Below are 19,289 nucleotides of genomic sequence, written 5' to 3' on the forward strand. Positions count from 1 at the left end.
GGCGTCGCAAACTGCCGCTCAAACGAGGGAACGGTCTTGGCCTCCAGAGTGGATGACATACGGCAGGGAACGGCCTGCCATCAGGGACAAGCTGGGTGAGCGCCGGTTCGCCGCGATTCGGGCGCTATGCGCTGAACGGTGCGGCCGCGCTGTCGCTCGGCTTCATCCTGCTCCCGTTGATCTTCGTGACCTGGCTCGCCTTCTTCCGGCAGGAAATCCCCTCCTTTCCGCCGGAGGGCTATTCGCTGAAATGGTTCGCCGGGGCGGCGAACAACAAGTCCTTCATCGACGGTTTCACGCTGAGCGTTCAGGTTGCCGTCGCCTCGACGTTGATCGGCCTTCTCCTCGGCGTGCCGGCAAGCCTCGCCCTGGTGCGCCATCGCATCCCGCTGGGCGGTGGCATCAGCACGCTCCTGCTGCTGCCCTTGGTGATGCCGGGCATCGTGTTGGGCACCGCGACCTATGTCTTCCAGATCGAGATCGAGATCGCCACGGAATGGCCGGTATTGGGCTCGCTCGGCGGCCTGGTCGCGGCCCATACCCTCGTCGTTATTCCCTGGGTGGTGCGGCTGGTGACGGCGAGCCTCGCCGGTTTCGACCGCTCGATCGAGGAAGCCGCGCAGAATCTCGGCGCCGGCCCGGTCACGACCTTCTGGCGGGTGACGCTGCCGAGCATCCGGCCCGGTATCGTGGCGGCTTCGCTGTTCGCCTTCGTGACCTCGTTCGGCAATCTCGAGATGAGCCTCTTCCTGGTCGGGCCGGGCCGGACGACGCTGCCGATCGCGATCCTCCAGTATCTCGAATGGAAGATCGATCCGACGGTGGCGGCAGCCTCCCTCATCCAGATCGTCCTGATCGCCGTCGCGATGATCGTGACCGATCGCTATGTCAAACTGAGCCGGGTGGTGTGAACGGATGGCGAGATCCTAACGATGGCACAGCTCTCGCTCTCGCATCTGAAGAAGGCGTATGGCGGCCTCACGGTCGTCGACGATGTCGATCTCTCCGTCACCGACGGCGAGTTCCTGGTGCTGCTCGGCCCCTCCGGCTGCGGCAAGACGACGACGCTGCGCATGATCGCCGGCTTCGTGCCGCCGAGCGCGGGCGCGATCACGATCGGCGATCAGGACGTCACCAACCTGCCGCCGTGGAAGCGCCATTGCGGCCTGGTCTTCCAGAGCTACGCGCTGTTCCCGCACATGACCGTCGCGCAGAACGTCGCCTTCGGTCTGGAGATGCACAAGGTGCCGCAGGCCGAGCGCGGCCCGCGCGTCGCCGAGGCGCTACGGCTCGTGCGGCTCGGCGGCTTCGACGAGCGCTATCCGCGCCAGCTCTCCGGCGGCCAACAGCAGCGCGTCGCCTTGGCTCGGGCGCTGGCGATGGAGCCGCAGGTGCTGCTGCTCGACGAACCCCTCTCCAATCTCGACGCCAAGCTGCGCCTCGAGGTCCGGATCGAGATCCGCGAATTGCAGCAGAAGCTCGGCCTCACCACGGTCATGGTGACGCATGATCAGGAGGAGGCGCTGACCATGGCGGACCGCCTCGTCGTCATGGAAAAGGGGCAGGTGCGCCAGATCGGCACCCAGCGCGAGCTCTACGAGAGGCCGGCCGACCGCTTCGTCGCCGGCTTCATCGGGCGCAGCGCCTTCGTCGAGGGACAGGTCACGGGGCAGGGTCGTTTCCGCACGGCCGGTGGACTGGATGTCGCCTGCAACGCCGCTGCTGCTACCGGGCCCGCGACGCTGGCGCTTCGGCCGGAACGGATTGCGGTCGGCAGCGAGGCCGACGGCTTGCCCAACCGCTTTCCGGCACGGATCGAGCATGCCTCCTATCTCGGCGCGCTGCTCGACGTCCAGGTCGCGCTCAACGAGCAGGACCGCATGCTGCTGCAGATCCCGAACAAGGTCGGGTTGGCCGAGCCGCATGTCGGCGAGAGCATCACGATAGGCTGGGCCGAAAACGCCGGGCTCGTCTATCCGCAAGGGGCGTGAAAGCCCATTCGGCGTCCAAAAACGAGGGGAATACCATGGCTTCATTCGACAGGCGGGATATTCTGAAAGGTGCAGGCGCGGCTGCGCTGGCGACAGCCACCGGCATGCCGGCCTTCGCCCAATCGGGCGGCCGCGTCGTCGTCGGCACCTGGGGCGGCGACTACGCGAGGCTTTTGACCAAGAACGTCGAAGACCCGATCCTCAAACCCAAGGGTATCGAGGTGGTGCAGGACCAGGCCGGCGATGCGCCGCGCCGGGCCAAGATGGTCGCCGAGAAACGCCTGCCGCGTGGCACCGTCGACATCCAGGGTCTCTCGGCCGCCAACATGTTCGAGATGAACGAAGCGGGCGTGCTCGAGCAGATCGACTATTCCAAGCTGCCAAATGCCAAGAACCTGCTGCCGACGATGAAATATCCCTACGGGATGGGGCACATCTATTCGGGCAACGTCGTGATCTACAATCCCAAGATCATCTCGCCGGCGCCGAAGGGCTTCAAGGACTGGCTCGATCCGAAATGGGGCTCGAAGATCGGCTTCATCGACATCCAGTACCAGTCGATCTTCATCGCGGCCTCGATGGCGGCGACCGGCGGCAAGGACATGAACGATCTCGAAAAGGCCAAGGAGGTCCTGCTCGCGGTCAAGAAGGCCGGCGCGCGCGTCTATCCGACCAACGAGGCCTTCGCCCAGGCGATGAAGAACGAGGAAGTCGGCATCAGCGCGATCTGGAAGGCGCGCGTCGTGCAGTGGCAGAACGCCGGCATCCCCTGCGAGGCGGTTTCGCCGATCGAGGGTATCCCGACCTATGTCTCGGGCTTCGTGATCCAGAAGAACGCGCCGAACAAGGACAACGCCTACGCCTATATGGACGCCATGCTGGCCAAGGCGCCGCAGGAGGCCTTCGCCGTCGACATGGGCTATAACGGCACCGTCACCGGCCTCAATGTCGATCCGGCGCTGCACAAGCGCATCGGCTTCACGCCCGAGGAAGAGAAGACTCTGAAGGACCTCGACTACGCCTTCCTCGCCAAGAACGACGCGGCGATGAAGGAATGGTGGGACAAGGTCTTCAAGGGCTGATGCCCATGCAGGCCGTCATTCTCGGGCGAAGCGTAGCGCAGACCCGAGAATCTCGTGACGATGAGGGGAGTGTCCTCATGAACAGCGCCAAATCGTCCAGAGATGCTCGGGTCAAGCCCGAGCATGACGGGCTCGCGGCATGAGCGCCGCTCCCGAAGCCGTCGCTGGTGCCCGCACCAGACTCGCCGGCCTGCTCGTCGTGCCGGCGACGCTCTTCGTCGCGCTCATGCTGATCGGGCCGCTGGCGATCCTGTTCCGCTACTCGCTCAACAAGTTCGTGCCCGGCCAGTTCATGGTCGATGCGCTGGTGATCGAGAACTACGTCAAGTTCTTCACCGACGCCTATTATCTCAACGTGCTCGTCCGCACCGTGCGCGTCGCGATCATCTGCACGCTGATCTGCCTGATCATGGGCTTTCCGCTGGCCTATGTGCTGGCGCGGACGCAAAGCCGCTTCAAGAATCTCATGGTCATCGCGGTGGTGCTGCCGCTCTTTGTCGGCAATGCTGTTCGCGCCGCCGGGTGGATGACCATCTTCGGCAGCAAGGGGGCGTTCAACGCCTCGCTGATGGGGCTCGGGCTGATCGATCAGCCGCTCGAGATCATGTATACCGAGAATGCCGTGCTGATCGGCATCATCGCGGTCAACCTGCCCTTCATGGTGCTGACGCTGCAGAGCGTGATCGAGGGCATTCCGCGCAATGTCGAGGAAGCCGCCTTCAGCCTCGGCGCCGGGCCTGCCGCGATGTTCCGCCGCGTGCTGTGGCCGCTGGCGCTGCCCGGCATCCTGGCTGGCACGATCCTGACCTTCATCCTGGCGATGAACGCCTATGCCACGCCGGTGCTGCTGGGCGGGCCGAAATTCCAGATGATGGGGCCGCTGGTCTATGGGCAGTTCGCACAGCAGAACAACTGGCCCTTCGGCGGGGCGATCTCCTTCATTCTGATGACCGCGACGATCCTGCTCACCATGATCGCGCATCTCACCGTGCAGCGGCGCTATCGCTGATACGCCAAAGCGAAACCGCCTCCGGCCGGTGGCGGTTTTCTCTCTCATTGCTTGGGCTTACTCGGCAGCCTGCAAGACCGGCTGTTCGATATCATGCCGGGCGAGCGGGCGGTTGCCCGCGAGCTTCCGCATCAGCACGTAGAAGACCGGCGTCAGGAAGATGCCGAAGGCGGTGACGCCGATCATGCCGGCGAAGACCGCGATGCCCATCGCCTGCCGCATCTCGGCGCCGGCCCCGGTCGAGATCACCAGCGGCACCACGCCCATGACGAAGGCGAGCGAGGTCATCAGGATCGGACGCAGGCGCAGGCGGCTGGCCTCGATCGCGGCCTCGACCGGCGTCCTGCCTTCGAATTCGAGCTCTCGCGCGAATTCGACGATCAGGATGGCGTTCTTGGCCGATAGTCCGACCAGTACGACGAGGCCGATCTGGGTGAAGACGTTGTTGTCTCCGCCCGAGAGCCAGACGCCGGTCAGCGCCGCCAGCAGGCCCATCGGGATGATCAGCAGGATCGCGATCGGCAGGGTCATGCTCTCGTACTGGGCAGCCAGCACCAGCAGGACGAGCAGGATCGCGACGGGGAAGACGATCACCGCCGAGTTGCCGGCCAGGATCTCCTGATAGGTCAGCTCGGTCCATTCGAAGGCGAAGCCCTTGGGCAGGGTCTCCTTCGCGATGCGCTCCACCGCTTCCTGCGCCTGACCCGACGAGAAGCCCGGAGCCGCGCCGGCATTGATGTCGGCCGAGAGGAAGCCGTTATAGCGCATGGCGCGTTCCGGGCCGGAATCGGTGCGCACATTGAGCACCGCACTGAGCGGGATCATCTCTCCCGTCGTCGAGCGCACCTTGAGCTGGCCGATATGCTCGGGCTGGGCGCGGAAGGGCGCATCGGCCTGGACGCGCACGGTATAGGTGCGGCCAAAGCGGTTGAAGTCGTTGACATAGGTCGAGCCGAGATAGGTCTGCAAGGTGTCGAACACTTCCGTCACGGGCACGCCGAGCTGGCGGGCCTTGGTGCGGTCGATATCGGCATAGAGCTGCGGGACGTTGACCTGGAAGCTCGAGAACAGGCCGGCGATCTCGGGCGCGGTCGCCGCCTTGGCCATGAAGGCCTTGGTCGCCTCGTCGAGCGCCGCATAGCCCAGGCCGGCGCGATCCTCGATCTGCAGCTTGAAGCCGCCGATCGTGCCGAGGCCCTGCACGGGCGGCGGCGGGAACATCGCGATGAAGGCCTCCTTGATGCCTGCGAATTCCTTGTTGAGCTGCATCGCAATGGCGTTGCCGCTGAGCGCCGGGTCCTTGCGCTGGTCGAAGGGCTTCAGGGCGACGAAGACGATGCCGGAGTTGGAGGAGTTGGTGAAACCGTTGATCGAGAGACCGGGGAAGGAGATCGCGTTCTCGACGCCTGGGTGCTTCAGCGCAATCTCGTCCATGCGGCGGATGACGTCCTCCGTCCGGTCGAGGGTCGCGGCATCCGGCAACTGCGCGAAGCCGACGAGATACTGCTTGTCCTGGCCCGGCACGAAGCCCGACGGCACCGCCTTGAACAGCACGCCGGTGAGGCCGAGGAGCACGACATAGACCGCGAGCATCACCGCGCGATGCGAGATCACCCGGCGCACGCCGCCGCCATAGGCTTCCGACGAGCGATGGAAGAAGCGGTTGAAGGCGCGGAAGAACCAGCCGAACAGCTTGTCCATGGCCCGCGTCAGCGCATCCTTGGGGGCATGATGGCCCTTGAGCAGCAGCGCAGCGAGAGCCGGCGACAGCGTCAGCGAGTTGATCGCCGAGATCACCGTCGAGATCGCGATGGTCAGCGCGAACTGCCGGTAGAACTGGCCGGTCAGGCCGGAGATGAAGGCGAGCGGCACGAAGACGGCGACGAGTACCAGCGCGATTGCTATGATCGGGCCGGAGACCTCGCGCATCGCCTTGTAGGTCGCTTCGCGTGGGGCGAGCCCGTTCTCGATATTGCGCTCGACATTCTCGACCACGACGATGGCGTCGTCGACGACGATGCCGATGGCGAGCACCAGCCCGAACAGGCTGAGCGCATTGATCGAGAAGCCGAGGAGATACATCACCGCGAAGGTGCCGACGACCGAGATCGGTACGGCGACGAGCGGGATGATCGAAGCGCGCCAGGTCTGCAGGAAGACGATGACGACGAGCACGACGAGCGCGACCGCCTCCAACAGCGTCGAGATCACCGCTTTGATCGAAGCGCGGACGAACTGGGTGGTGTCGTAGACGATCGAGTAGTCCACGCCTTCCGGCATGTTCTGCTTGATCTCGCGCATCGTCTCCTGGACGCGGTCGGCGATCGCGATGGCGTTCGAGCCCGGCGCCTGGAAGACCGGCACGGCGACGGCCGACTTGCCGTTCAGCAGCGAGCGCAGGGCATAGTCGGCAGCGCCGAGCTCGATGCGGGAGATGTCCTTCAGCCGGACGACCGCGCCGTCGGCTGCGGTCTTGACGATGATCTCGCCGAACTGCTCCTCGTTCTGGAGGCGGCCTTGCGCGTTGACCGAAAGCTGCAGGTCGAGGCCCGGAGCATTCGGCGAGGCGCCGATGACGCCGGCCGCGGCCTGGACGTTCTGGGCGCGGATCTCGCGCACGACATCGCCGGGCGATAGTCCGTGCTCGGCGACCTTCTGCGGGTCGAGCCAGACGCGCATCGAGTAATCGCCGGAGCCGAAGAGCTGGACCTGGCCGACGCCGTCGATGCGGGCGAGCCGATCCTTGACGTTCAGCACCGCGTAATTGCGCAGATAGGTCATGTCATAGCGGCCGTTCGGCGAGGTGATGTGCACCACCATCGTCAGGTCGGGCGAGCTCTTGACCGTGGTGACACCGAGCCGGCGTACCTCCTCGGGCAGGCGCGGCTCGGCCTGGCTGACGCGGTTCTGGACGAGCTGCTGGGCCTTGTCCGGGTCGGTGCCCAGGCGGAAGGTGACGTTCAGCGTCATGACGCCGTCGGTCGTCGCCTGGCTCGACATGTAGAGCATGCCTTCGACGCCGTTGATCTGCTCCTCGATCGGCGTCGCCACCGTCTCGGCGATCACGCGCGGGCTCGCGCCAGGATATTGCGCCCGCACGACGACCGTCGGCGGGACGACTTCCGGGTATTCCGAGATCGGCAGGGCCCTGATCGAGAGCAGCCCTGCCAGGAAGATCAGGACGGAGAGGACCGCCGCGAAGATCGGCCGGTCGATGAAGAATTTCGAGAGGTTCATGGGTAGCGCCCCCTTTCGAGCGGCTTATGCTTGCGGCTGCGGGCCCGCCTCGCGGCATCCGCAGCCGATCGTTGATGTCAGCGTTGCGCGAGTTCGGTTGCGGGCTTCTTCAGTTCGCTCTTCTGCGCCATCGGCACCGGTTCGGGTGCGACCGTCGCGCCGGGCCGCACGCGCTGCAGCCCGTTGACGACGATGCGCTCGCCGGGTTTCAGCCCAGCCGTGACGACGCGCAGGCCGTCATGGGCGGCGCCGAGCGAGACCTCGCGCCAGGCTGCCTTGGCGTCGTCGCCGACGACGAAGACGAACTTCTTGTTCTGGTCGGTGCCGACCGCGCGCTCGTTGATGACGAGCTGCTGCTCGGCCTTGGCCTGCCCGAGCTGGACCCGGACGAACTGGCCGGGCATCAGCTTGCCGTCGGGGTTGTCGAGCCGGGCGCGCACCCTGACCGTGCCGCTGGCGCTGTCGATGCCGTTATCGACGAAATGCAGCTTGCCGCTGAACTGCGCGGCCTGCGCCGTCGCCGTGGTCAGCCTGACCGGAATCTGCTCCAGCGCTCGCGAACCCTCTGGCAGTGAGGCCAGCGCATCGAGCACGCTGCGCTCGTCGGCATTGAAGGCGGCATAGATCGGATCGACCGAGAGCAGCGAGGTCAGGACCTGCCCGCCGGCCGCGATCAGGTTGCCGACGGTGACGTCGAGCCGGCCAATGCGGCCGCTGATCGGGGCACGGATCTGGGTATAGTCGAGGTTGAGCTGCGCCGTGCGGCGGGCGGCCTCGGCGGCCTGGAGATTGGCCTGCGCCTCCCGCAGGTTGTTCACGCGGGTATCGACGTCGCGCTGGGAGAGGTTGCGGGTTGCCAGCAACTGCTGGCCGCGCTCGTTCTCGCTCTCGGCGAGTGCGACCCGTGCCTTCGCGCCTTGCACCTGCGCCTCGGCCCGCTGGAGATCGGCGAGATAGGGTGCCTGGTCGATGCTGACGAGCAGGTCGCCCTGCTTGACGAGGTTGCCCTCGCGGAAATGCACGGCCTCCACGACGCCAGCGACGCGCGAACGCAGTTCGACGCGCTCGATCGCTTCCAGCCGGCCGGAGAACTCGGCCCAGGGCACGACCTCGCGGGCTTCGACGGTCGCGACGGAGACGGGGATGGCGGTTGCCGCTGCGGGCGCGGTATCGCCTTGGGCATGCGTGCCGGACAGGGCAAAGACCGTGACAGCGGTCAATGCGACGGAGGCGGTGAGGCCGGCCAAAAGGCCACGACGGTTCATTCCCGGAATCATGGGTCGGTCCTTCCTTGGAAATGCTGGGGGTGTTCGAAAGAGGGGAGCGCTAGGAGGGCGCGGTCCGTTCATAGAAGGCGGCGATCTCGCCGCAGCTCTGGCAGAGACAGGAGCCTTCCTCGGCCGCATCCGCATAGGCCTGCGGCCAGCGCGTCGGCGCGCTGAACTCGACATGGCGGACGGCGATGCCGGCCTGGCCGAGACGGTCGGCATATTGCGCGGCTTCGTCGCGCATCGGGTCGTCCTGCCCGCTGATCAGCAGGGCCGGCGGCAGGCCGGCGAGACGTGTCGCCTGGAGCGGCGCCGCGTAGGGATGAGCGGCGCGCTCGGGCGTGCCGAGATAGTCGGCCCAGCCATCGGCCCAGCGGCAGCCGACCGGGCCGGCCTGGACGCCGCGCAGCGAGGCCGTGCCAAGGCAGGCGTCGAGCATCGGCGAGAACAGGATCTGGCCAGCGAGCGTCGGGCCGCCGCGATCGCGCGCCATCATGGCGAGCGCCGCGGCGAGGTTGCCGCCGGCTTCCTCGCCGGCGATGTAGAGCGGCGCGCCGCGCGTCGCCCAGCGATTGCGCCCCCTGGCAAGAGCCTCGAGCGCTGCATAGATGCGCTCCAACGTCTCGGGGAAGCGCTTGATCGGGGCGAGCGGATAGGAGAGCGAGAACACGACCGCGCCGGCCTCGGTCAAAGCTGTGGCGACGGCCTGCCCTTCGGCCGGCGAGCCGCTGTTGAAGTGGCCGCCATGCAGATGCAGCACGAGCCCGGCATTATCCGGGACCTCGGCGGGAACGTAGAGGCGGCCTGTGAAGCTCTCTCCACGGGCGCTCAGGGTTTCCTCCCGCCAGAAGACGGAGAGGACCGGTTGCAGTTTCTGCGCGGCGATCGCGGGCATTGACGCACCCTCGCTGTTGCGTTGCAGCATGAGATAGAGATTCGGCATTCCTGAATAAATGATCTAATCATTCATTCATTATTCACGTACGGAAACAATCCGAGGGCATATGGACCAGCTTGCCGCGATGCGGGCCTTCGTGCGGGTCGTCGAGACCGGCACCTTCACGCGGGCCGCCGATCTTCTGGACATGCCGAAGCCGACCGTCACCAAGCTGATCCAGCAATTGGAGGCGCATCTGCGCGCCAAGCTGCTGAACCGGACGACGCGGCGGGTGACCGTGACCATGGACGGCGCGGCCTATTACGAGCGGGCATTGCGTCTGCTCGACGAACTCTCCGAACTCGATTCCAGCCTCACGCTGGCGCAGGCGCGGCCGAGCGGGCGGCTCAGGGTCGATTGCAGCTCCTCGCTGGCGATCTCGGTGATCATCCCGGCGCTGCATGAGTTCCATGCGCGCTATCCCGATATCCAGCTCGATCTCGGCCTGAGCGATCGCGCCGCGGACCTGATCGGGGAGAACCTCGACTGCGCGGTGCGTGCGGGGGAGATCGCCGACCAGAGCCTGATCGCGCGCCGGATCGGCGAGATGCAGCTCATCACCTGCGCGACGCCCGACTATCTGGCGCGGTTCGGCACGCCGGTCCATCCGCGCGATATCGAGGACGGCCACCAGATCGTCGCCTATCGGCCGGCGCTCGGCGGGCGCATCCTGCCGATGGTCTATCAGAACCGCAGCGAGACGATCGAGGTCAGCGGGCGCTACACCATCGCGCTGAATGACGGCACGGGCTATCTCGCGGCCGGGCTCGCGAGCCACGGCATCATGCAATTGCCGACTTTCATGGCCCGGGTGCCGATCGCGGACGGGCGGCTCGTGCCGCTGCTGCTGGACTGGTGCACGGCGCCGAAGCCGCTGCACATCGTCTATCCGCCGAACCGGCACCTCAGCAACAAGGTACGCGTCTTCGTCGATTGGCTGGCGGAGCTGTTCGCGCGCGACGAGTTCGTGCTGTCGCGCGGCGCGGGCTTCCCGGCCGGTTGCAAGCCATCGCTTCTGCCAGCGATGCCGATCCCCGCGAAAGCCGATCAGCTCTCTTCGAGCAGCAGTGCGTAGATGTCCTCGCCGCCCGCGGCATTGCGGATGCGCTCGCGGATCTCGGCCGGACGCAGGCGTTTTGCGATGCAGGCCAGCGCGTCGATACGGCCCTTGCCGCCATTCATGGGCGTCAGCACCAGGCAGACGAGATCGACCGGCGCGCCGTCGATCGCCTCATAGGCGACGGGTTTCTCCAATCGGGCCAGCAGGCCGAACGGCTCGGTAAGGCCTTCGACCGGTGCATGCGGCATCGCCAGCCCGCCGCCGACGCCGGTGGAGCCGAGCGCCTCGCGGCGGTTCAGTGCATCGAGGATCGCGGCTTCGGGCAAGTCGAGCTGCTCGGCCGCCTTCCTGGCGAGGGCACGGAAGAGGGCGGGCTTGTTCGTGGCGGCGAGCCTGACGATCGAGCGCGGGCGGATGATGTCGGATGGGATCATGGCTAGGTCTTATGCCTTGCGGCAGGCTCATTCGGCTTCGCGCAGGCGGTAGCCGACGCCGGTCTCGGTGGTGATGTATTGCGGCTGGTCGGGGATGCGCTCGATCTTCTGTCTGAGCTGCCGGACATAGACGCGCAGATACTGGACATCGGCCGAGGCGCCCCAGACCTGCTTCATCAGGAACTGGTGGGTCAGCACTTTGCCGGCATGCTGCACGAGGATGCGCAGGATGTCGTATTCCTTGGGCGAGAGCTTCACCTCCTGATCGCCCAGCCGGACGATGCGCTTGACGAGATCGACCGAGAGTTCGCCGGTCTGGAAGATCGGCTTCTCGCCCTGCTGCTGGAGCTTGTGGCGCAGCGCCACGCGCAGGCGGGCGGCCAGCTCCTTCATGCCGAAAGGCTTGGTGACATAGTCGTCGGCGCCGTTTTCGAGAGCCCCGACGATGCCGGCCTCATCGGTGCGGCTCGACAGGATCACGATCGGCAGGGCGAGCGCCTCGGCGCGCCATTTCTGCAGAAGCTCCTGCCCGGACATATCCGGCAGGCCAAGATCGAGGATGACGAGATCGGGCAAGTCCTCGGCGATGCGCTCGATCGCTTCGCGCGCGGTGGCCGCCTCGCGGATGGCATAGCCCTCGGTCGAGAGGCCGACGCGCAGCAGGCGGCGGATCGCCGGCTCGTCGTCCACGACCAGCACCTTGGTGTCCGTTGCGGTCATGTCTGTGGTTCCAATGGCTTGGGCTGGCTTTCAGCCGGCAGGCGGATGGTGAAGACCGCGCCGCTGCGGTCCGTCCGGTTGGCCGCCGTGATCGTGCCGCCCATCGCCTCGACGAAGCCGCGGCAGATGGCGAGGCCGAGTCCGGTTCCGGCGCGGACCTGATCGCCTTTCCTGACGCGATAGAAGCTGTCGAAGACGCGTTCGAGATCGGTGGGCGGCAGGCCCGGTCCTTCGTCAGTCACCGTCACCAGAACCTCGCCGCCGTCCTGCCGAGCGCGGATGGCGATGGCGCTGCCGGCGGCGGCGTATTTCGCGGCATTGTCGAGCAGGTTGAACAGCACCTGCTCGAACAGGACGGGGTCGAGCCTGAGCATGGGCAGGTCGTCGGGCAAAGCGGTCTCGATGGGGTGGCCGGCGGTGATCTTCGCGGCGCGGCGGAGCGCACTGCCGACCACATCGGCGACATCGACAAGAGCTGCGTTCGGCTCCATCGCGCCGGATTCGATCCGCGTCATGTCGAGGAGATTGGCGATGAAGCGGTTGAGGCGCTCGGATTCGTCGATCACGGTCGCGAGCAGGGCGGTGCGATCCTCTTCCGGCAGCGCCTGACGATAGTCGCGCAAGGTTCCGGCCGCGCCCAGGATCGAGGCCAATGGCGTCTTCAGGTCATGCGAGATCGAGGTGAGCAGGGCCGAACGCAGGCGGTCGGCCTCGGCTGCGAGCTTGGCCCGGTCGACATCGGCGACGAGCTGGATGCGCTCGATGGCGACCGCCGCCTGGTCGGCCAGGGCATCGAGCAGGCGCTGCTGTTCCGGCGTCAGCAGCGGGCCATCCTTGTCGTCGTCGAGGCCGATCACACCGATCGCGGTGCGGCCGGTGCGCAGGGGCAAATAGAGCCGCTTGGCGCCGGGCAAGGTGTCAGCGCCCCGCCCGGCCGGGCGGTCATGCTCCCAGGCCCAGCGCGCGGCGGCGATATCGGCATCGACCAGCGTGTCGTCGGGCGGATAGCCGGCGCGGACCGCGATCGTTCCATCCTCGGGCATCAGGATGACGACGCGCAGGCGCAGCATGGAGGCGATCTGGAAGGCGCTGGCCCAGAGCACGTCGTCGAGCGTGCCGGTGCCGGCGAGCTTCTTCGAGAACAGATAGAGGTCCTCGGTGGTGCGGGCGCGCTGGCGGGCGGCATTGGCCTGGCGCTGAACGCGGGCGGTGAGGTTAGAGGCGATCAGGGCGACGAGCAGGAAGAAGCCGAGCGCGACGACGTTCTCGGGGTCGGCGATCGTGAGCGTGTAGAGCGGTGCGATGAAGAAGAAATTCAGTGCGAGCGCGCCGAGCAGCGAGGCGAAGAGAGCCGGCCAGAGACCCGCTGTCACGGCCGAAGCGAGGACGGCGGTCAGGAAGACCAGCGCGATATTGCGCAGGTCCATGATCTGGCTGAGCAGTTCGGCCGCGCCGAGCGCGACCGCGACATAGGCCAGTGCCGCGAGATAGGGCCTGGCCGAGAAGCCGGGCTTGCCGATAGCCGAGACGCCGGCATCCGCGTCCGCTGTCTGCTCCCGCAAGGCGACGACATGGACCCCGATATCGCCGGCCCGATTGATCAGTTCATGCGAGACGGAAGGCTTCAGCCATTCGCGCCAGCGCGGCTTGGCCGGCTTGCCGACGATGATCTGGGTGACGTTGCCGGCGGCGGCATGCCGGAGGATCTCGCCGGCCACATCCTGTCCCGGCAAGGTGACGGCCTCGGCGCCGAGTTGAGCCGCGAGCCGGAGCGCATTGGCGATCCGCGTCTTGGCTGCTTCGGGCAGGGCTGCGGCCTGCGGCGTCTCGACATGGAGCGCGCTCCAGGGGGCGCGCAGCCGGTCGGCCTGCCGCTTGGCATGGCGGATCAGGGCGGGCGCCCCGGCGCTGTCGTCGATGCAGACCAGGAGGCGCTCGCCCGCCGCCCAGGGCCCGGAGATCGCGTGTTCCTGCATATGGCTGAGGAGCTGGTCGTCGACCCGCTGCGCGGTCCGGCGCAGCGCCAGTTCGCGCAGCGCGGTCAGGTTGCCCGGCGAGAAGTAGTTCGCAACGGCGCGCTTGGCGGTCTTGCCGAGATAGACCTTGCCCTCTTCGAGGCGCTTGATCAGGTCGGCGGGCGTCAGGTCGATGATCTCGATATCGTCGGCGCGGTCGACGATCGAATCCGGCACGGTCTCGCGCACGCGGATGCGGGTGATCTGGGCGACGACGTCGTTCAGGCTCTCGACATGCTGGATGTTCAGCGTGGTGTAGACGTCGATGCCGCGCGCGAGCAATTCCTCGACATCGAGATGGCGCTTCGGATGGCGGCTGCCGGGGGCGTTGGTATGAGCGAGCTCGTCGACGAGGACGAGCGCCGGACGCCGGGCCAGGATCGCGTCGAGGTCCATTTCGTCGAGCGCGCGGCCCTTGTAGTCGACGAGCCGGCGCGGGACGATCTCGAAACCGTCAACCAGCGCTTGCGTCTCGCTGCGGCCATGGGTCTCGACGACGCCGATCACGACATCGACCCCCTCGGTCCGGCGGGCGCGGCCGGAGGTCAGCATCTCATAGGTCTTGCCGACGCCGGGCGCCGCGCCGAGGAAGATCTTCAGGCGCCCGCGACCTTCGCGCTGGGCACTCGCCAGCAGCGCCTCCGGTGAGGGCCGGCCTCTGGTCTCGCGATGGCTGTCGGCGATGGTCATGCGGGTCCGCACGGAAAGCGGCGGCGCCTGACGCGCCGCCGTGGCCTTTGTGTCAGCGCTGGGCGGCGCCGTCGAGAGCAAGGTTCAGCGCGAGCACGTTGACGACGGGCTCGCCGATGAAGCCGAGCTTGCGCCGCTCGATATGGGTGTCGACCAAGGCCTTGAGCGTCGCCGGGTCGGCATTGCGGGCCTTGGCGACACGCGCGATCTGGAAATAGGCGGCCTCGGGCGAGATATGCGGGTCGAGCCCGCTGCCGGAGGTGGTCACCAGCTCCATCGGCACCGGCGCGTCGGGATTCTCCGCCTTGAGCTTCTCGGTCTCGGCCTTGATCCGATCGACCAGCTTCTGGTTGGTCGGGCCGAGGTTGGAGCCGCCGGAATTGGCGGCGTTATAGGGCGCGTCGACCGTCTTCGTGCTGTCGTTCGGGTCGGTGCCAACTGTCGCCGAGGGGCGGCCGTGGAAATAGCGCTCGCTGGTGAAGTTCTGGCCGATCAGGCTGGAGCCGATGATCTTGCCGTCCTTCTCGATCAGGCTGCCATTGGCCTGGCGCGGGAAGACGGCCTGGGCGATGCCGGTCATCGCCAGCGGGTAGGCGAGGCCGGTGATGACGGTCAGCGCGACGATCATCACGAGGGCGGGGCGGATCTGCTTGAGCATGGTCGAATTCCTCAGATGAGGCCGATGGCGGTGATGGCCATGTCGATGGCCTTGATGCCGATGAAGGGGACGACGAGGCCGCCGAGCCCGTAGACCAGCAGGTTGCGGCTGAGCAGGGCGCCGGCGCCGACGGCGCGATACTTCACGCCCTTCAGCGCGAGCGGGATCAGCGCGACGATGATCAGCGCGTTGAAGATGATCGCGGAGAGGATGGCGCTCTGCGGCGTCTGCAGCCCCATGATGTTGAGCGCGCCGAGCTGCGGATAGAAGGCCAGGAACATCGCCGGGATGATCGCGAAATACTTGGCGACGTCGTTGGCGATCGAGAAGGTCGTCAGCGCGCCGCGCGTCATCAGGAGCTGCTTGCCGATCTCGACGATCTCGATGAGCTTGGTCGGGTCGCTATCGAGATCGACCATGTTGCCGGCCTCGCGGGCCGCGACCGTGCCGGTGTTCATGGCGACGCCGACATCGGCCTGGGCGAGGGCGGGTGCATCGTTGGTGCCGTCGCCGCACATGGCGACGAGCTTGCCCTTGGCCTGTTCCTCGCGGATCAGCGCGAGCTTGTTCTCGGGCGTAGCCTGGGCGAGAAAGTCGTCGACGCCTGCCTCGGCCGCGATGGCGGCGGCGGTCATCGGGTTGTCTCCGGTGATCATCACCGTGCGGATACCCATGCGGCGCAGTTCCGTGAAGCGCTCGCGGATGCCGCCCTTCACGATGTCCTTGAGGTGGACGACGCCGAGCAGACGCCCGTCGCGGGCGACCGCGAGCGGCGTGCCGCCGGCCTTGGCGATCTCGGCGGCGATGGCCTGGACCTCACGCACCGTCTCGGGCGTGGATTTGGCGCTGGCGCCCTCGACATATTTCAGGACGGCATCGACCGCGCCCTTGCGGATCTGCGAGCCCTCGAGATCGACGCCGCTCATCCGGCTCTGCGCGGTGAAAGGCACGAAGGTCGCGTGCAGGGAGCCCATGTCGCGGGCGCGGATGGCGTATTTCTCCTTGGCGAGCACGACGATTGAGCGGCCTTCCGGCGTCTCGTCGGCGAGCGAGGCGATCTGGGCGGCATCCGCCAGTTCCTGCTCTCCGACGCCGCGCACGGGGCGGAACTCGGTCGCCTGGCGGTTGCCGAGGGTGATCGTGCCCGTTTTGTCGAGCAGTAGCGTGTCGACGTCGCCGGCGGCCTCGACGGCACGGCCGGACATGGCGAGCACGTTGAAGCGTACGAGCCGGTCCATGCCGGCGATGCCGATGGCCGAGAGTAGGGCGCCGATCGTGGTCGGGATCAGCGTCACGAACAGCGCGACCAGCACCACGACCGGGATATAGCCGCCGGCATAGGTGGCGAAGCTCGGGATCGTCACGGTCGCGAGCACGAAGATCAGCGTCATGCCGGCGAGCAGGATGTTGAGCGCGATCTCGTTCGGCGTCTTCTGGCGCTCGGCGCCCTCGACCAGTGCGATCATGCGGTCGATGAAGGTCGAGCCAGCGGCGGCGGTGATGCGCACGCGGATCCAGTCGGATAGGACCTGCGTGCCGCCGGTCACCGCCGAGCGGTCGCCGCCGGATTCGCGGATGACGGGGGCGGATTCGCCGGTGATCGCGGCCTCGTTGACCGAGGCGACGCCTTCGATCACCTCGCCATCGGAGGGGATGATGTCGCCGGCCTCGACCAGCACGACATCGCCGACCTTGAGCGAGGTGCCCGGAACGAGCCGGAACTGGCTGCGGTCATCGCCCGAGAGCAGCTTGGCTTCGGTCTCAGAGCGGGTCTTGCGCAGCGAGTCGGCCTGGGCCTTGCCCCGCCCCTCCGCCACCGCTTCCGCGAAATTGGCGAAGAGCACGGTGAACCAGAGCCAGAGCACGATCTGGAAGGAGAAGCCGAGATTGGCGCCTCCGGTGGCGAGGTCCTTGACGAAGAGGATGGTGGTGAGTGCCGAAACCACGGCGACGACGAACATCACCGGGTTGCGGGCGAGGCTGCGCGGGTCGAGCTTGCGGAAGGCGTCGGCGAGGGCCGGCAGCAGTATCCGGGCGTCGATCAGGCTCGCGGATTTGGACGGGCTCATAAGAGGCTCCAGCGGAGGGTGTCGGGTCCGGCTCAGGCGGCGACGAGGCCGGCGAGCGCCCGGACGAGCAGCAGGACGAGGAATAGCGCGACCGTCAGGCCGAGGATGATGGTGGCAGGGCGCGGCGGCGCCCTGTCCGTTTCTCGCGAGGCGGCGTCACGATGGACGGCGTCGCGGCGCAATTGGCGCAGGCAGCTTGCCATGGCGGCCTCCTCAGAAGCTCTGGCCGGCGAGCATCGCGAGATGCTCGACGATCGGGCCAACGGCCAGCGCCGGGAAGAAGGTCAGGCCGCCGACGATCAGGATGACGCCGACGAGCAGGCCGACGAAGAGCGGGCCGTCTGTGGGGAAGGTGCCGGCCGAGGCTGGCACGGATTTCTTCGCGGCGAGCGATCCGGCGATGGCGAGCGCCGGAATGATGACCAGGAAGCGGCCGACCAGCATCGTGATGCCGAGCGTCGTGTTGTACCAGAGCGTGTTCGCCGAGAGACTGGCGAAGGCCGAGCCATTGTTCGCCGCCGCCGAGGTATAGGCGTAGAGGATCTCGGAGAAGCCGTGCGGGCCGCTATTGCCGGCCGACGCCACCGCACCGGGGAGCACGACCGCGATCGCGGTGAAGACCAACATGCCGGCCGGCAGGCAGAGGATGGCGAGCATCGCCATCTTGACCTCGCGGGCCTCGATCTTCTTGCCGAGATATTCCGGCGTGCGGCCGACCATCAGGCCGGCGACGAAGATCGCCAGCACGACGAAGAGCACGATGCCATAGAAACCGGCGCCGACGCCGCCGACGATGACCTCGCCGAGCTCCATGTTGATCAGCGGGATCATGCCGCCGAGTGCGGTGAAGCTGCCATGCATGGCGTTGACCGCGCCGCAGGAGGCGGCGGTGGTGACGACGGCGAAGAGGGCGGAGAGCGGGATGCCGAAGCGCATCTCCTTGCCCTCGAGATTGCCGCCCTGGAGACCGAGGCCCTGGACCAGCGGGTTGCCGGCAGCCTCGGCCCAATAGCAGATGGCGACGCCGGCGATGAACAGGACGCCCATGGCGGAGAGGATCGCCCAGCCCTGGCGCTCGTTGCCGACCATCCGGCCGAAGACATTGGTCAGCGCGGCGCCGATCGCGAAGATCGAGACCATCTGGATCAGATTCGAGATGGCGTCGGGATTTTCGAACGGGTGGGCCGAGTTGGCGTTGAAGAAGCCGCCGCCATTGGTGCCGAGCATCTTGATCGCGAGCTGGGAGGCGACCGGGCCGCGGGCGATGGTCTGCTGTGCGCCTTCGAGCGTTGTCGCCGTCACGGACGGGTCGAGCGTCTGCGGGACGCCCAGGGCGACATAAGCGAGCGTCAGCAGGATGCAGAGCGGTAGCAGCAGATAGAGCGTCGCGCGGGTCAGGTCGACCCAGAAGCTGCCGACCGACTGGGCCGAGGCGCGGGCGAAGCCGCGGATCAGCGCGATGGCGATGGCGATGCCGGTCGCGCCCGAGACGAAGTTCTGCACGGTCAGGCCGAGCATCTGCGTCAGGTAGGACATGGTGCTCTCGCCGCCATAGCCCTGCCAGTTGGTGTTGGTGACGAAGCTCACCGCCGTATTGAAGGCGAGGTCGGGCGCAACCGCGCCCATGCCGTCCGGGTTCAGCGGCAGCAGGCCCTGGAAGCGCTGCAGCCCGTAAAGCAGCAGCAGGCCCGCGAGGTTGAACAGCAGCAGGGCGACCGCATAGGCGCTCCAGTGCTGTTCCTCGCGCTCATGCGTGCCGGCGAGCGCATAGAGCCCGCGTTCGACCGGCGCGAGCACGGGCGAGAGGAAGGTGCGCTCGCCCTTGAAGACGCGCGTGATGTAGCTGCCGAGCGGCTTCACCAAGGCGAGCACGATCGCGCAGAAGACCAGGATCTGGATCCAGCCAAAGAGTGTCATGGGATGGCTTTCTCAGCTCGCGCCGGCGCTCAGAAGCGCTCGGGGCGCAGCAGCGCATAGGTGAGATAGGCGAGCAGGACCGCAGTCACCGCGCCGCCGAGGAGATAATCGACGAACATGGGTGGGCTCCTTCAGAGCGCGTTGCAGGCCGAGACATAGGCGAGCGCGGCTCCGAAGAAGCCGAGCGCGAGCGCGAGCATGG

The 19,289-nt window shown here is 67.0% G+C and carries 16 protein-coding genes; 5 read left to right on the plus strand and 11 right to left on the minus strand.

What is annotated here, in order from left to right; all coding sequences use genetic code 11:
* Positions 1-95: 95 nt before the first annotated feature.
* From BLQ70_RS09960 to BLQ70_RS09975, 4 genes are all read left to right on the plus strand, one after another.
* Complete coding sequence (locus BLQ70_RS09960) at positions 96-911, plus strand: ABC transporter permease (protein ID WP_200959675.1); 816 nt, start codon at positions 96-98, stop codon at positions 909-911.
* A 21-nt stretch (positions 912-932) separates the two neighbouring features.
* Positions 933-1,991 carry an ABC transporter ATP-binding protein gene (locus BLQ70_RS09965; RefSeq protein ID WP_091856838.1) on the plus strand — a complete coding sequence of 353 codons (1,059 nt, stop codon included), beginning with the start codon at positions 933-935 and terminating at the stop codon, positions 1,989-1,991.
* Positions 1,992-2,026: 35 nt separating this feature from the next.
* Complete coding sequence (locus tag BLQ70_RS09970) at positions 2,027-3,073, plus strand: ABC transporter substrate-binding protein (RefSeq protein WP_091856839.1); 1,047 nt, start codon at positions 2,027-2,029, stop codon at positions 3,071-3,073.
* A gap of 139 nt (positions 3,074-3,212) precedes the next feature.
* On the plus strand, positions 3,213-4,082 hold the full coding sequence (locus BLQ70_RS09975; RefSeq protein ID WP_091856840.1) for an ABC transporter permease: 870 nt from the start codon (positions 3,213-3,215) through the stop codon (positions 4,080-4,082).
* Positions 4,083-4,139: 57 nt separating this feature from the next.
* Here BLQ70_RS09975 and BLQ70_RS09980 read toward each other — a convergent pair whose 3' ends face one another.
* The 3 genes from BLQ70_RS09980 to BLQ70_RS09990 form a co-directional block, all read right to left on the minus strand.
* The gene (locus tag BLQ70_RS09980) at positions 4,140-7,319 is read right to left on the minus strand and encodes an efflux RND transporter permease subunit (protein WP_091856841.1); all 3,180 of its coding nucleotides are present in this window, start codon (positions 7,317-7,319) and stop codon (positions 4,140-4,142) included.
* Between the two features lie 77 nt (positions 7,320-7,396).
* Complete coding sequence (locus tag BLQ70_RS09985) at positions 7,397-8,584, minus strand: efflux RND transporter periplasmic adaptor subunit (protein ID WP_244511973.1); 1,188 nt, start codon at positions 8,582-8,584, stop codon at positions 7,397-7,399.
* 61 nt (positions 8,585-8,645) lie between these two features.
* Positions 8,646-9,482, minus strand: coding sequence for an alpha/beta hydrolase fold domain-containing protein (locus BLQ70_RS09990; protein WP_091857129.1), 837 nt, complete (start codon positions 9,480-9,482; stop codon positions 8,646-8,648).
* A gap of 109 nt (positions 9,483-9,591) precedes the next feature.
* On the opposite strand from BLQ70_RS09990, the gene BLQ70_RS09995 reads away from it, so the two are divergent.
* Positions 9,592-10,599 carry a LysR family transcriptional regulator gene (locus BLQ70_RS09995; RefSeq protein ID WP_091856843.1) on the plus strand — a complete coding sequence of 336 codons (1,008 nt, stop codon included), beginning with the start codon at positions 9,592-9,594 and terminating at the stop codon, positions 10,597-10,599.
* Here the strand turns inward: BLQ70_RS09995 and BLQ70_RS10000 are convergent.
* From BLQ70_RS10000 to kdpF, 8 genes are read right to left on the minus strand one after another with little or no spacing between them, the layout of a single operon-like run.
* Positions 10,572-11,018 (minus strand): PTS sugar transporter subunit IIA, encoded by a 447-nt coding sequence (locus BLQ70_RS10000; RefSeq protein WP_091856844.1) that lies wholly within the window; start codon positions 11,016-11,018, stop codon positions 10,572-10,574. The two genes, BLQ70_RS09995 and BLQ70_RS10000, sit on opposite strands and share 28 nt — an antisense overlap.
* Positions 11,019-11,045: 27 nt before the next feature.
* Positions 11,046-11,738, minus strand: coding sequence for a response regulator (locus BLQ70_RS10005; protein WP_091856845.1), 693 nt, complete (start codon positions 11,736-11,738; stop codon positions 11,046-11,048).
* Positions 11,735-14,443: a sensor histidine kinase gene (locus BLQ70_RS10010; protein ID WP_091857130.1), complete on the minus strand. Its 2,709-nt coding sequence runs from the start codon at positions 14,441-14,443 to the stop codon at positions 11,735-11,737. The genes BLQ70_RS10005 and BLQ70_RS10010 overlap by 4 nt, the downstream gene beginning before the upstream one ends.
* A gap of 52 nt (positions 14,444-14,495) precedes the next feature.
* Positions 14,496-15,101 (minus strand): K(+)-transporting ATPase subunit C, encoded by a 606-nt coding sequence (locus BLQ70_RS10015; protein WP_091856846.1) that lies wholly within the window; start codon positions 15,099-15,101, stop codon positions 14,496-14,498.
* A gap of 11 nt (positions 15,102-15,112) precedes the next feature.
* Complete coding sequence (gene kdpB / locus BLQ70_RS10020; protein ID WP_091856847.1) at positions 15,113-17,170, minus strand: potassium-transporting ATPase subunit KdpB; 2,058 nt, start codon at positions 17,168-17,170, stop codon at positions 15,113-15,115.
* Between the two features lie 32 nt (positions 17,171-17,202).
* Positions 17,203-17,373: a hypothetical protein gene (locus tag BLQ70_RS25605; RefSeq protein ID WP_170843368.1), complete on the minus strand. Its 171-nt coding sequence runs from the start codon at positions 17,371-17,373 to the stop codon at positions 17,203-17,205.
* Positions 17,374-17,383: 10 nt separating this feature from the next.
* Positions 17,384-19,087, minus strand: a complete 1,704-nt coding sequence (gene kdpA, locus BLQ70_RS10025) for a potassium-transporting ATPase subunit KdpA (protein WP_091856848.1) — start codon at positions 19,085-19,087, stop codon at positions 17,384-17,386.
* A gap of 29 nt (positions 19,088-19,116) precedes the next feature.
* Positions 19,117-19,206: a K(+)-transporting ATPase subunit F gene (gene kdpF / locus BLQ70_RS10030; protein WP_091856849.1), complete on the minus strand. Its 90-nt coding sequence runs from the start codon at positions 19,204-19,206 to the stop codon at positions 19,117-19,119.
* Positions 19,207-19,289 lie beyond the last annotated feature (83 nt).

The sequence above is a fragment of the Allobosea robiniae genome (assembly GCF_900102525.1).
In the GTDB taxonomy this organism is placed as follows: Bacteria; Pseudomonadota; Alphaproteobacteria; order Rhizobiales; family Beijerinckiaceae; genus Allobosea; species Allobosea robiniae.

Excerpts from the sequence above, each read along its gene's own strand:
- BLQ70_RS09965 (WP_091856838.1), top strand. The coding sequence starts at position 933 with ATGGCACAGCTCTCGCTCTCGCATCTGAAGAAGGCGTATGGCGGCCTC.
- BLQ70_RS09970 (WP_091856839.1), top strand. The coding sequence starts at position 2,027 with ATGGCTTCATTCGACAGGCGGGATATTCTGAAAGGTGCAGGCGCGGCT.
- BLQ70_RS09975 (WP_091856840.1), top strand. The coding sequence starts at position 3,213 with ATGAGCGCCGCTCCCGAAGCCGTCGCTGGTGCCCGCACCAGACTCGCC.
- BLQ70_RS09980 (WP_091856841.1), bottom strand. The coding sequence starts at position 7,319 with ATGAACCTCTCGAAATTCTTCATCGACCGGCCGATCTTCGCGGCGGTC.
- BLQ70_RS09985 (WP_244511973.1), bottom strand. The coding sequence starts at position 8,584 with ATGAACCGTCGTGGCCTTTTGGCCGGCCTCACCGCCTCCGTCGCATTG.
- BLQ70_RS09990 (WP_091857129.1), bottom strand. The coding sequence starts at position 9,482 with ATGCCCGCGATCGCCGCGCAGAAACTGCAACCGGTCCTCTCCGTCTTC.
- BLQ70_RS09995 (WP_091856843.1), top strand. The coding sequence starts at position 9,592 with ATGGACCAGCTTGCCGCGATGCGGGCCTTCGTGCGGGTCGTCGAGACC.
- BLQ70_RS10000 (WP_091856844.1), bottom strand. The coding sequence starts at position 11,018 with ATGATCCCATCCGACATCATCCGCCCGCGCTCGATCGTCAGGCTCGCC.
- BLQ70_RS10005 (WP_091856845.1), bottom strand. The coding sequence starts at position 11,738 with ATGACCGCAACGGACACCAAGGTGCTGGTCGTGGACGACGAGCCGGCG.
- BLQ70_RS10010 (WP_091857130.1), bottom strand. The coding sequence starts at position 14,443 with ATGACCATCGCCGACAGCCATCGCGAGACCAGAGGCCGGCCCTCACCG.
- BLQ70_RS10015 (WP_091856846.1), bottom strand. The coding sequence starts at position 15,101 with ATGCTCAAGCAGATCCGCCCCGCCCTCGTGATGATCGTCGCGCTGACC.
- kdpB (WP_091856847.1), bottom strand. The coding sequence starts at position 17,170 with ATGAGCCCGTCCAAATCCGCGAGCCTGATCGACGCCCGGATACTGCTG.
- BLQ70_RS25605 (WP_170843368.1), bottom strand. The coding sequence starts at position 17,373 with ATGGCAAGCTGCCTGCGCCAATTGCGCCGCGACGCCGTCCATCGTGAC.
- kdpA (WP_091856848.1), bottom strand. The coding sequence starts at position 19,087 with ATGACACTCTTTGGCTGGATCCAGATCCTGGTCTTCTGCGCGATCGTG.
- kdpF (WP_091856849.1), bottom strand. The coding sequence starts at position 19,206 with ATGTTCGTCGATTATCTCCTCGGCGGCGCGGTGACTGCGGTCCTGCTC.